Source organism: Pseudomonas sp. 22082, assembly GCF_052046055.1.
In the GTDB taxonomy this organism is placed as follows: domain Bacteria; phylum Pseudomonadota; class Gammaproteobacteria; order Pseudomonadales; family Pseudomonadaceae; genus Aquipseudomonas; species Aquipseudomonas pharyngis.
Window position 1 is genome coordinate 22,039 of the sequence record NZ_JBQEQB010000025.1, and the last position, 11,992, is coordinate 34,030.

8 protein-coding genes are annotated in these 11,992 nt (G+C 62.6%); 5 read left to right on the forward strand and 3 right to left on the reverse strand.

Features of this window, described 5'->3' with window-relative positions; genetic code table 11:
• Positions 1-5 precede the first annotated feature (5 nt).
• The 3 genes from ispA to ACTJK9_RS24640 form a co-directional block, all read right to left on the reverse strand.
• Positions 6-893 carry a (2E,6E)-farnesyl diphosphate synthase gene (gene ispA, locus ACTJK9_RS24630; protein WP_440816877.1) on the reverse strand — a complete coding sequence of 296 codons (888 nt, stop codon included), beginning with the start codon at positions 891-893 and terminating at the stop codon, positions 6-8.
• Positions 890-1,132 (reverse strand): exodeoxyribonuclease VII small subunit, encoded by a 243-nt coding sequence (locus tag ACTJK9_RS24635; protein ID WP_007894317.1) that lies wholly within the window; start codon positions 1,130-1,132, stop codon positions 890-892. The genes ispA and ACTJK9_RS24635 overlap by 4 nt, the downstream gene beginning before the upstream one ends.
• A gap of 79 nt (positions 1,133-1,211) precedes the next feature.
• Positions 1,212-2,357 (reverse strand): Fic family protein, encoded by a 1,146-nt coding sequence (locus tag ACTJK9_RS24640; protein ID WP_440816879.1) that lies wholly within the window; start codon positions 2,355-2,357, stop codon positions 1,212-1,214.
• A gap of 275 nt (positions 2,358-2,632) precedes the next feature.
• Here ACTJK9_RS24640 and ACTJK9_RS24645 point away from each other — a divergent pair, with 275 nt between their 5' ends.
• Genes ACTJK9_RS24645 through ACTJK9_RS24665 form a run of 5 tightly spaced genes read left to right on the forward strand, consistent with a single transcriptional unit; the run spans position 2,633 to position 11,990 of the window.
• The gene (locus ACTJK9_RS24645) at positions 2,633-3,424 is read left to right on the forward strand and encodes a YfaP family protein (protein ID WP_085648667.1); all 792 of its coding nucleotides are present in this window, start codon (positions 2,633-2,635) and stop codon (positions 3,422-3,424) included.
• A gap of 35 nt (positions 3,425-3,459) precedes the next feature.
• Positions 3,460-5,172 (forward strand): DUF2138 domain-containing protein, encoded by a 1,713-nt coding sequence (locus ACTJK9_RS24650; protein ID WP_440816882.1) that lies wholly within the window; start codon positions 3,460-3,462, stop codon positions 5,170-5,172.
• Complete coding sequence (locus tag ACTJK9_RS24655) at positions 5,142-5,807, forward strand: DUF1175 domain-containing protein (protein WP_085612530.1); 666 nt, start codon at positions 5,142-5,144, stop codon at positions 5,805-5,807. The genes ACTJK9_RS24650 and ACTJK9_RS24655 overlap by 31 nt, the downstream gene beginning before the upstream one ends.
• Positions 5,804-10,369 carry an alpha-2-macroglobulin family protein gene (locus ACTJK9_RS24660; RefSeq protein ID WP_440816885.1) on the forward strand — a complete coding sequence of 1,522 codons (4,566 nt, stop codon included), beginning with the start codon at positions 5,804-5,806 and terminating at the stop codon, positions 10,367-10,369. Before ACTJK9_RS24655 ends, ACTJK9_RS24660 begins: the two co-directional genes overlap by 4 nt.
• Position 10,370: 1 nt before the next feature.
• Complete coding sequence (locus ACTJK9_RS24665) at positions 10,371-11,990, forward strand: DUF2300 domain-containing protein (protein WP_440816888.1); 1,620 nt, start codon at positions 10,371-10,373, stop codon at positions 11,988-11,990.
• Positions 11,991-11,992 lie beyond the last annotated feature (2 nt).

Below are 11,992 nucleotides of genomic sequence, written 5' to 3' on the forward strand. Positions count from 1 at the left end.
AGCCTTCAGTTACGCCGATCGACGATATACCGGGCCAGATCGCGCAACGGCTCGGCAGCCGCGTCAAACGGTCGCAGCGCGTGCAGGGCCTGATCGCGCAGTTCCAGCGCGTAAGCCTTGGCTGCGTTCAGACCGAGCAGCGCCGGGTAGGTCGGCTTGTCGCGGGCAATATCGGCGCCCTGGCGTTTGCCGAGGGTTTCGGTATCGCTTTCGACGTCGAGGATGTCGTCCTGCACCTGGAACGCCAGGCCGATGGCCTGTGCATAAGTCTGCAGGGACTTGAGTTCATCCTTCTCGGCACGGCCGCTGGCCAGGGCGCCGAGCTTGACGCTGACTTCGATCAGCGCGCCGGTCTTGTGCCGGTGCATCTGTTCCAGCGCTTTCTGGTCGAGCTTGAGGCCGACCGAACCGAGGTCGATGGCCTGACCGCCGACCATGCCGGCCGGGCCTGCCGCGTGCGCCAGCGCTGTGACCTGTTGCAGGCGGATGTCCGCGCTCAGGTCGCTCAGGCGCGGGTCGAGCAGGGCGCTGAACGCCAGGCTCTGCAAGCCGTCGCCGGCCAGGATCGCGCAAGCTTCGTCAAATTTCTTGTGAGTGGTCGGCTGGCCGCGACGCAGATCGTCGTCGTCCATCGCCGGCAAATCGTCGTGTACCAGCGAATACGCGTGGATCAGCTCAACCGCACACGCCGCGCCGTTGGCCTGTTCGGCCTTGCCGCCGAGGGCTTCGCACGCCGCGTACGCCAGCAGCGGACGCACGCGTTTGCCGCCGTTCATCACGCTATAGCGCATGGCTTCATAAAGGCGCGCCAGTTCTGGCAGCGGGGCGTTGAACAGGGTTTCCAGTGACGCGTTAACCCGCGCCTGGCTGGTGGCCGAATACGCTGCAATCATTCTGGCTGATCCGCGTCGAAGGGTTCCTCGGCGAGTTCGCCATCGCGCTCCAGCAACACCTGGACCTTCTGCTCGGCCTGGGCCAGCGCCGCCTGGCAGTCACGGGTCAGGCCGATGCCTTGCTCGAAAGCGGTCAGCGAGTCTTCCAGCGACAATTCACCGTTCTCCAGACGCTCCACCAGCGTTTGCAGGTCGGCGAGGGACTGTTCGAAATCCAGTGCAGCTTTTTTGCGGGCCATGGCGGCTAATTCCGGTTGACGTTAAACCGGCGCGACACTAGCAGATAGGGGGGGTATGGGCAAATGAGCGGGGGTTGCATCACCCTGCGGATTTGCCTGGAAAACTGATCTGATAGCGCGTGCTGCGCCCACCGCCGGGCAGGCGTTCGAGACAACCCTTTTCCAGCAGATCCGCCAGATGTCGGGTCGCCGTCGCCTTGGAGACTTTTGCCACGGCCTGATACTGCGCCGCACTGATACCGTGCTCGAAACCACGTTCACCTCCGTCGAGCAGGCGATTGAGCACTTTGATCTGCTCCACCGACAGCTCGGATTCGCGGTGCGTTTGCCAGAAGCGCGACTTGCCCAGCACGCCTTCAATCCGCGCGATGGCCTGTTGCAGGCTGCGAAGCAGGGTTTGCAGGAACCATGCGAGCCAGTCGGTGATGTCCAGCGTGGCTTTCTGGCTGGATTCGAGAATCCGGTAATAGCCCGCACGGTCGTCGAGAATGCTGGCCGACATCGCATAAAAACGAATCGCCTGCGCTTCGCCCTGGGCCAGTGCCAGATCGGTGAGGGTGCGGGTAAGACGGCCGTTGCCGTCATCGAACGGGTGCAAGGTGACGAACCAGAAGTGCGCGATGCCTGCTCGCAGCAAAGGATCGAGGCCGGCCTGATGCTGACTGGCGTCGAACCATTTGAGAAAACTGTCGAGTTGTCGCTCAAGCCCTTGTCGCGGTGGCGCCTCGAAATGCACGGTCGAGCGGTCGATTCGCCCGGAAACCACCTGCATAGGCTCATCGCCGCGTAATGCACCGACACTGATTGCTCGCGAAAGGAAACCACTCTCCTGTTCTGGAAACAGCCATGAATGCCATTCCAGCAATCGTTCCAGCGTCAGCGGTTCGGCAAAACGTTGAGTGGCATCGAGCATCAGTTGCGCAAGCCCCTCGCTGCGCTTGCTGACTTTGTCACCATCCGGTGATTCCAGCCCCAGGCGTCGAGCCAATGAAGAGCGCACGGATTCAACATTCAACTGCTCCCCCTCGATGGCCGAGGAGGTCACGATGTTCTGCAGCAACGCGTCCAGCTCAGTCTGAGCGCTCAGTGAATTGCCCACTGATCGCGCCATGCCCATCAATTGTCCCTGCGCCTGAACGCATTCGCGCAACAGCGCAGTGAGACGCTCTGCCTGCCAGTTGAAGTCGGGCCAATCGGGCTGCTGCCAGATCCAGTGAGTTGCCATGAAATGCCGTTCCTGAGTGCGTGAGCCGAATAGAAACGCTATTCGGCTCATTTCGTGAGCCGAATATGACGCCTATTCGGCTCATCGTCCACTGAACGCCGTGAACCCACCGCAAAAGCAGATGTATCCGATTGTTAAAAAACTGCCGAATCGCTAACCTTCGCGCCTTCTACGACCCGACAGTCACGGGTCTTTCAGACGAAACGCAGTTTTCACCGCTGTGAAGTACCGAGGATCGGGTGCAAGGTTTCGTCAGGCATGGCAGGAGGCATCACATGCGTTCACTTCTTTTGCTGCTGATCGGGTTGGCCTGCGCGCCCGCGCTGCTGGCAGCGCCGAGTGCGGAGCTGTCAGAGCCTGTTGGCGGCTGGCGCTATCACGGGCTGCTTGATCGCACGGAAAACCCGCAAGTCGCCTATCCCACGCCGCCTATCGATCGCGGCATCCAGCGCAATCGCACAATGATCCAGGGCCAGCTCAAGGCGATCGGGCATCTGCGTCCGCCCCACAGCCTGGCAGTGAATGGCAATCCACTGAATCTGTACACCGACGACGATGGGCGTTTCGCCCGGCCGTATGCGTTCGGCGCCGGCTCCAACAGCGTCGAAGTGATCAGCGCCGACGGCCAGCCGCTCAAGCGCGTTCAATTCTACGAAGCCAACAATTTGCGCACGCCGGCGCGGATCCGCGTGGTGCTCGGTTGGGACGACCCTAAAGCCGAACTCGACCTGCACGTCATTACGCCTGACGGCCAGCACGCCTTCTGGGCGCGTCCGGCGATGAGCAACGGCGGCGGCCTCGATCCGGACGGTGTCGACGGCCCCGGCCCGGAAATGTTCACCATGACCGCGCCGCTGCACGGCACCTATCTGGTTTACGTCAACTATTGGGGCAACTTCGGTAACGGCGGCTATAACTTCGAGGAGACCAGCAACCAGAACGAGGTGATCACCTCGCAGATCACGCTGGTGCTCAACGAAAACACCGTCGACGAAAAACGCGAAACGTTCATCGTGCCCCTGCGGGCCATCGGTGATCTGCTGCTGGTCAAGACTTTCAACTATTAAGCATCCCGCCACGGATGAACTCGGGTTCTGGAAAGATGAGCGATAACACTGCTGCACCGGCCGCCGTAACACCTGCCGGCAAACCTTCCCGGCGCTGGCCGTTACTGGCGGTCGGGCTGTGCCTTGTCGCCGGCGTGGCGGGCGGGCTCGGCTGGCTGATGCACAAACCCAAGGCGCCACCGGCGGAACTGGCCAGCGACAAGCTCGGCCTGAGCCGCCCGGACGCGCTGCTGGAAACCCGCTCCCTGAGCCAGTTGCCCAAGGACCTGCTGACGGTGCCGTTCCTCAAGGCCACGCTCACCGAGGATTTCGTCTTCTATTACGAAACCCACGCCGACCGCCTCGGGCTGATCGGCAGTCTGCGGCGGATCATCTACGAGCATGACCTGAAGCTGCAGGACAGCTTGATCGAGCAGCTCTTCGATCAACCGGCAGACGTGGCGTTGTGGCGCGGCGCCGATGGTCGCTTGAAGGATTTCCTGCTGGTGATGGATCGCGGCGGGCTGGCCAAAGTGCTGGAGCCGCTGGCGAAAGTCGCGCTGGATGATTCGCAACTGAGCGTGCTCAGCACCCTGAAAGTCGGCGGCGACGAAGTGCCGCTGTATCAGCTGACCTACAACGCCGGCAAATCCCTGCTGTTCGCCTCCCGTGGCGACAAACTGGTGGTGCTGTCCAACCCGGCCAAATTCTACGACCCGGAAAGTGGTGCTTCGGAGGAATCCGGCCACGTCTCGCCCCAAGCGCTGGCGGCGCTGCTCAACGGCGAAAAACTGTTCCCCGAAGCATTCGGGCTCACGGCCAAAACACCTGAAACCAAACAGCGCCTGTCGGTCAATTCCAGCGTCCTGGCCATGGGTTACCAGCGCTTCATCCCGAATTTCGCCGGCCTGCGTTTCGACATGGACGACAAGGGCTGGCACAGCTTTCTGGCCATGGATGAGCTGGAAAACCAGCCGGACTTCGATTTCAAACCGGTCTGGCAAGCCATGCCGCTGGGCGCCAGCGCCTGCGTGACCTTGCCGGTGGCGGCCGAGCCGCAAAAACCGTTGCTGGTGAAACTCGGCGCCGAAGAAGCGGTGGCGCAGAAACTCACCGAGCACGTGGCTGGCGCGGCGGGCCTGTGCTGGTACGCCGATTCGCGGCTGTACACGCCCTTGCTGGTGGCCAGCCTGAACGACGAAGACAATGGCAAACTCGACGCGGATATCGGCACGCTGTTCGATTCGATGGTCGGCGCCTACGAAGGCAAGGTCGACGAGCACGCGTTCCCGGTGGTCGAGAAACAGGAAGGCCAGAGCCATCGCTGGCAACGTCAGGTCAGCTCCAACTTCGGTCCGTACGCGGCCAAGGATGCCGAGAATCCGGACGCGATCACCGGCCGTGCGTTCATGAAAGTCAGCCTGGCGCGCCATGGTTCGACGCTGCTGTTTTCCCTCGACGACAAACTGGTCGACAAGGCCCTCGGCACCCTCGACAAACGCTTCCCGCCGATGGCTGACGTACTGCCGAAAGACGTGCTGATGCCGATCTACTTCGGCCCGGATTCGATGGCGCAACTGATCCGGCAGGAAACCCTCGACAGCCTGCCGCAGGACATGGAGCCGGTGTTCTACAACGCCGCGCAAACCTACCTGATCCCGAAACTGCGCACCCTCGGCGGCATGGGCAAATACGCCCTGACTTTGCCGGAAGGCAGCGAGCCTGACGGGCACTGGCAATGGCTGCCGCTGGAGTGGAAAGCGCTGTGACCAGACTGATTCGCAGCCTCGGCTTGCTGGCGCTGTTGCTCAGCGCCGGCGCCCGAGCCGTTGAGGCTCCGGCCCTCGATCCGCAGCAGTCTCAGGTGTTTCGCGCCTGGTTCGTGCGCATCGCCCAGGAACAATTGAGCAAAGGCCCGAGCCCGCGCTGGTATCAGCAGGATTGCGCCGGCCTGGTGCGGTTTGCCGCCAACGAAGCGCTGAAAGTCCACGACGACAAATGGCTGCGCAGCAATGGCGTGTCCAATCGCTACCTGCCGCCGGAGCTGGACCTGAGCGCCGACCAGCGCAAGCTCGCCCAGCAATGGCAACAGGGCGGCGGCAAGGTCGGGCCCTACGTCAACGCGATCAAACTGATTCAGTTCAACAGCCATCTGATCGGCCGCGACGTGTCCCAGGCGCGCCCTGGCGATCTGATGTTTTTCGATCAGGGCGACGACCAGCACCTGATGATCTGGATGGGCCGCTACATCGCCTATCACACCGGTACGACCACCCCAACCGACAACGGCATGCGTTCGGCAAGCCTGCAGCAACTCATGACATGGAAGGACACCCGATGGATACCCGACGCAGCCAACCCCAACTTCATCGGCGTCTATCGACTGAATTTTCTCTCCCAATGACCGGTGCCCGCATGCTGCGTTTACTGCCTTTTCTGTTGCTGTTGACCCTGCCGTTTTCGGCCGTGAATGCCGAAGACACCGTGGAGCCAAGCGGCTACACGCCGGTGTCCGGTGAAAGCTTTTTCCTGCTGGCCGACAGCAGTTTCGCCGCCGACGAACAGGCAGTGGTGCGCCTCGAAGCGCCGGGTCGTGACTACCGTCGATTCCGCATGGAACCGTACGGCGGCGCCGACATCCGCGTGTACAAAATCGACAAGCCGCTGGACTTCCTCAAGCGCCAGAAGAACCTGCACCGGGTGGTCAGTGACGGCCAGTTCAAGGGCGAAGGCCTGTCGAACACCCTCGCGTACCTGTGGGACAACTGGTACCGCAAATCCCGTCGCGTAATGCAGCGTGCCTTCTCTTACGAGTCGCGCCAGCAAGTCACCGAGGAAGTGCCGGAGCTGAAGATGGGCAATGCCATCGCCGCGCCGACGCCGTACGACGCGCAACCGCAGTTCGCCCTGATTCCGGGCCTGCCGGTGGTCAGCCAGTTCCGCTATCCGCTGTGGCAGGCCAAACCGATCCAGCCGCCGACCGGCGTCAATCTGGCCGGGTCTTCCAGCGAGTTCGTCAGCGTCGCGCCGGGTAACGTCTACATCCCGTTGGGCAATCTGAAACCGGGTCTGTATCTGGTCGAAGCGCTGATCGGCAAGTACCGCGCGACCACCATGGTGTTCGTTTCCAACACCGTGGCGGTGAGCAAGATTGCCGGTGATGAATTGCTGGTGTGGGCCGCACGCAAACACGAAGGCAGCTCGGTGCCGAAGGTCAACGTGCTGTGGACCGACGGCCTCGGCGTGATGAGCAGCGGCGCCACCGACACCGATGGTCTGCTGCGCCTGAAACACGTCAGCCCCGAGCGTTCGTTCGTGATCGGCGAGGACGAAGAGGGCGGCGTATTCGTCTCGGAAAACTTCTATTACGACAGCGAAATCTACGACACCAAACTCTACGCTTTCACCGACCGGCCGCTGTATCGCCCGGGTGATTGGGTGTCGCTGAAAATCGTTGGCCGCGAATTCAAGAACGCCCGCGACTCGGTGTTGCCCGGCGCAGCGGACGTCAATGTCAGCGTGCTCGATGCCACCGGTACCGAGTTGCAGCGACTGGATCTGAAACTCGATTCCAAGGCCGGCACCCAGGGTCGTTTCCAGTTGCCGGACAACGCGGTGGCCGGTGGTTACGAGCTGCGTTTCAACTACAAGGATCAGGCCTACAGCAGCGCGTTCCGGGTGGCCGAGTACATCAAGCCGCACTTTGAAATTTCGCTGAATCTGGCCAAGCAGGATTACCGCACCGGCGAACCGGTGAAGGGCAGCCTGGTGCTGCTGTACCCGGACGGCAAACCGGTGGCCAACGCCAAGCTGACCTTGAGCCTGCGCGCCCAGCAACTGTCGATGGTCGACAACGAGCTGCAATACCTCGGGCAATTCCCGGTAGAACTGACCAGCACCGAACTGACCACCGACAGCAAGGGCAACGCGACCCTCGACCTTCCGGCCGCCGACAAACCGAGCCGCTACATGCTCACCGTGTTTGCCAGCGATGGCGCGGCGTACCGGGTCAAGACCACCAAGGAAATCCTAATCGACCGTGGCGCCGCCAGCTTCCGCCTGACCGCGCCGCAGCGCTTCAGTGCAGTCGGTGACAAGGTCGCGTTCAGCTTCGCCAACGAGGGCGGCAGCCAACAGGCGCAGGCCGTTGTGCCGAGCAGCTACAGCTGGGTTCGCCTCGAAGACCAGACCACCGGCGAAGGCAAACTGGCGGCGAAAGACAAAGGCTTCAGCGTGGCCTTCGATCGCCCGGGCACCTACAACCTGTCGCTGAAAGATCAGCACGGCCGAGTGCTTGGCGCGACTGGTCACTCGGTCACCGGCGACGGCGTCAAGGCCGTGCCGGGCACCGTGGAAATCGTCCTCGACAAACCCGAGTACAAGGCCGGCGACGAAGCGCTGGCGCTGATCACGTTCCCGGAGCCGGTCAGCGATGCACTGCTGTCGCTGGAGCGTGACAAGGTCGAAGCCACCGCGCTGCTGGCCAAGGGCGGCGACTGGCTGAAACTGGAAAAACTCAGCGAAACTCAATACCGCGCACGCATCCCGGTGAAGGACAATTTCGCGCCGAACCTGACGTTCTCCGTGCTGTACACCAAGGGCGGTCAGTACAGCTTCCAGAACGCCGGGATCAAGGTTGTTGCGCCGCAGATCGACGTGGCGATCAAGACTGACAAAGAGACCTATCAGCCGGGCGATACCGTGACGGTCGACCTGACCACGCAGTTCGCCGGCAAGGCTGTGCCGGCGCACCTGACGGTCAGCGTGGTTGATGAAATGGTCTATGCGTTGCAACCGGAAGTCGCGCCGACCATCGACCAGTTCTTCTATCACCCGCGCCGCAACAACGTGCGCACCAGCGCCAGCCTGTCGTTCATCAGCTACGACGTGGCATTGCCGGGCAGCCCCGGCGCGCCGGGCAAGGCCAACCGCAGCGAACGCGGGGTGAAAGTGCTGGAGCGGCCGCGCCGCGAAGACGTCGACACCGCTGCGTGGCAGCCGGAATTGCTGACCGACGCCGACGGCAAGACCCGCTTCACCTTCAAGATGCCGGACTCGCTGACCCGCTGGCGCATCACCGCGCGAGCGATTGCCGATGACGGTCAGGTCGGGCAGAAGAAGCAGTTCGTCCGTTCGGAAAAACCGCTGTACCTGAAGTGGAGCGGGCCGAGCAAATTCCGCAAGGGCGATCAGCCGCAACTCGGTGTGTTCGCCTTCAGCCAAGCCGAGAAACCGGTCAAGGCTGAACTGGTGACGCACTACGCCGGCGCCGAACAGCGCCTGCCGGTGACCCTCAACAACGGCATCAACTACCTGCCGCTACCGGCCTTCGCATTGGCCTCCGGCGAATGGACAGCTGAACTGGTGCAGGACGGCAAAACCGCCGACGCCCTTGCGGTACGCCTGACCGCGACCGGCGAAGGCTGGCAAGTGACACAGACCCAGAGCCTCGACGTGGACAGCGGTGACACGCCGCTGAGCCTGCCGGCGGACGCCACCGACATTCGCCTGCGTCTGGATGACAGCCCGCAAGCGCTGTTCCGTTCGGCCCTCGACGATCTGCTCAGTTATCCGTACGGCGGCGTCGAGCAGACCGCCAGCCGTTTGCTGCCGCTGAGCATCGCCTATCCGTCGCTGGCGTCGAGCCCGCAGATCCGTGACCGCTTGCGCCTGATCATGCAGAACAGCCGTCTGCGCCTGGTGCAAATGGCCGGGCCGTCGGCGAGCTTCACCTGGTGGGGCTTCGACGGTGAACCGGATGCGTTCCTCACCGCTTACGCCTATTACGCCGACTGGAACGCCAGCCAGGTGCTCGATCTGACCTTGCCGCCGGAGCACTGGCAGCGGGTGCTGGAGGTTTACGCCAAGCAGGCGCCGAATACACCGTTGCTGCAACGGGCGTTGATTCTGTCCTTCGCCAAGCAGATGCATCTGCCGGTCAACACGCTGCTCAGCGGTTTGATGGAGGATCTGGCCAAGGCCGGGGAAGGCAATGCCGAAACGCTGATGGACGACGGCGAAGACAGTCTGGTGATGGGCGATCCGGATTCGGCGCTCGGTCTGGCGGCGGCGCGGGTCTTGACCGCATCGTTGGCCACGCAGTCGAAAGTCGCTTTGCCGGATGCGTTCAATCGTCAGTTGGGCGCTGCGCAACAGCGCTTGTCGGTCAGTTCGCAGCCGTTTGCCGAAGCGCTGAACCTGTCGCTGCAACCGTTCGATCAGGCTCGTGCGACGGCGTTGTTGCAACGGCTGTTGCCGCAGCAATCGACCCTTGAACGTGCGCTGGCGCTGACCTGGCTGCAACGCAGCATCGCCCAGGCCTCGCCGACCATCGCGCTGACCCCGGGCGAAGGCTGGAAGAAAAACTACGGCACGACCGGCGAGATGTACTGGACGTGGCAGGGTGTTGCGCCGGTGCCGAGCGTGTTGTCGGTATCGGGCACTCAGGAGCGTCCATTGCGTGCCGCGCTGAGTTACCAGACCCAGCAACCGGCGGTCGATCCGATGGCGGTGACCATCACTCGTCGCCTGTCGCGTCTGGTGCCGGGTGACGAAGCCTTCACCTTCAAACTGGAGCCGGTCGGCACTAAACCGCTGTCCAGCGACAGCCTGTATCTGGACGAGGTGATCCTCACCAGCAAAGCACCAAAACCGTTGCGCTACGGCATGCTCGAAGTGCCGTTGCCGCCGGGCGCCGATGTTGAGCGCACCACGTGGGGCATCAAGTTGCAGGGCAAGGACGGCACCGAACCGACCGCGCTGGAGAAGGCGCGTTTCGAGCCGGGTCAACTGGCCTACGCGGTGCCGGTGGATGCACTGAGCGGTGAATTGCGCCTGCGGCATCTGGTGCGCTTCTCGCAGAAGGGTCAGTTCAACCTGCCGCCGGTGCGCTTCACTCAGGTCTACGCGCCGCAGCATCAGGCCCGCGAAGCGAAAGCGGCCCTTGGTCAGGTCACGGTCAACTGACATGACCCGGCTGCTGGTCTGGCTGCTGATGTGTGTGATTCCTGCGCTGGCGACGGCGCAGGATGAGCCGTTGCGCGTGGCCTACAAGGGTGAGTTGCTGTCGCTGAATACCACTCAACTGACCGCTCGCGAGCCGTTGCCTTCGTCGCTGGACACGCCGCTGGGCAGTTTGTGGAAGGTGTTCGTTTATGCGTGGCTGGTGGATACCGGTGCGCGGGAACCGGCTTATGAATGTCGTGGGCAGTCGAAGGAAGAAGTTTATTGCTGCACGGCGGGCGGGAAGATCGAGCGTGATCAGGCGCTGGTGAAATCCTGCGGGCTGTATTTCGAGCCGGCGCGGTTGGGCATAACCGCTGGCGATTGGAGAACCTATTGGCAGGCGCGACAGGCGCCGTCATGGTTGCTGGATTTGCCATCGTTGCAGCCGGCCACTCGGGTTTCCGTGGCTGACTTGCTGAAGGTTTTGTCTTTGTTGCCGGCTCAGGAGCAGATGCGCCGTGTGCTGCTCGACGTGGTGCTGAACGCGGCGGACGGCAATGTCGTCGGCGAACTCGGTGGGCGCTTGCGGGTGAAAACCTGGAGCTGGCTCGGCGATCAGGATCCGCAATCACGTCAGGGCGGGTTCGCTGGGTGGACGGCGGATGGCTCGCCGATCTGGGCCGGTGGCCGGGGCACCAGTCAGATGGTTTTGCGGCATTATGGTTCGGCGTTAGCGACGGTGTTGCCCGCATCATGGCCGGCGGAAGCGGGGCGTTGTGTTGAGGTCGGGCTGTTCTCGCGTTATCCGGTTTCGCGGGTTCTGGCCGGTGATCGAGTGGTGAGCTCCGGCCCGTTGCAGGGCGATTACCGCGTCGAATTCGCCAATGGTAATGCGCTGGATATCCACAGCGACGGCGAGCTGTTTCTGCTCAACGACAAGCTTGTGGCTCGGCTGGATCGCGAAGAGTACGTCGCCCGTGTGCTGGAGCGTGAAGCCAAACCTGAACCGGCCGAAGCCGCGAAAGCGTTAGCCGTGGCGATCCGCACGTATCTGCTGCAAAACGCCACGCGCAATGGCGAATGTTTGAGCATCGACGACAGCAGCATTCGCCAGCGTGTTGCACCGCGTCCGGCCTCCGCCGAATCTCGCAACATCGCCGCTTGGACGGCGGACCTGGTATTGGCCGGCAGCACCGTTACCTATCACTCCGATCAACCCGGCCCCGACAAACTCGCCTGGCAGCAAGCCGTCGAGCAAGCCAATGCCGGCCAGCGTTACGACGCTATTTTGCTGCACGCCTATCCGCGCGCGAGCCTCAGTCGCTGGGACAACCCGGTGGCGTCCTGTGAAGCGCTGCCCGCCGCGCAAGACTGGCTGCAAAAGCAACGTCGCGGCTGGCGTCCGACGCTTGAAAGCGAAACCGGCTACAACGAAGTCAGCACGTTCGCCGTCTGCAAACTCGCCTTTGGCCGCCCCTTCGTCGACCGCGAACGTCAGCGCATCTACGTGCGCGGCGTGCTGTCCTTGCAGGACCGCCTCGACCTGACTCACGAATACCTGCACCTGGCCTTTGAAGCACACCCCAACGGCCAGGATGAAACCTATATCGAAGGGCTCGCCCGTCACCTTTTGCTGGAATAGAC

Excerpts from the sequence above, each read along its gene's own strand:
- ACTJK9_RS24645 (WP_085648667.1), top strand. The coding sequence starts at position 2,633 with ATGCGTTCACTTCTTTTGCTGCTGATCGGGTTGGCCTGCGCGCCCGCG.
- ispA (WP_440816877.1), bottom strand. The coding sequence starts at position 893 with ATGATTGCAGCGTATTCGGCCACCAGCCAGGCGCGGGTTAACGCGTCA.
- ACTJK9_RS24655 (WP_085612530.1), top strand. The coding sequence starts at position 5,142 with ATGGCTGCCGCTGGAGTGGAAAGCGCTGTGACCAGACTGATTCGCAGC.
- ACTJK9_RS24640 (WP_440816879.1), bottom strand. The coding sequence starts at position 2,357 with ATGGCAACTCACTGGATCTGGCAGCAGCCCGATTGGCCCGACTTCAAC.
- ACTJK9_RS24635 (WP_007894317.1), bottom strand. The coding sequence starts at position 1,132 with ATGGCCCGCAAAAAAGCTGCACTGGATTTCGAACAGTCCCTCGCCGAC.
- ACTJK9_RS24660 (WP_440816885.1), top strand. The coding sequence starts at position 5,804 with ATGACCGGTGCCCGCATGCTGCGTTTACTGCCTTTTCTGTTGCTGTTG.
- ACTJK9_RS24665 (WP_440816888.1), top strand. The coding sequence starts at position 10,371 with ATGACCCGGCTGCTGGTCTGGCTGCTGATGTGTGTGATTCCTGCGCTG.
- ACTJK9_RS24650 (WP_440816882.1), top strand. The coding sequence starts at position 3,460 with ATGAGCGATAACACTGCTGCACCGGCCGCCGTAACACCTGCCGGCAAA.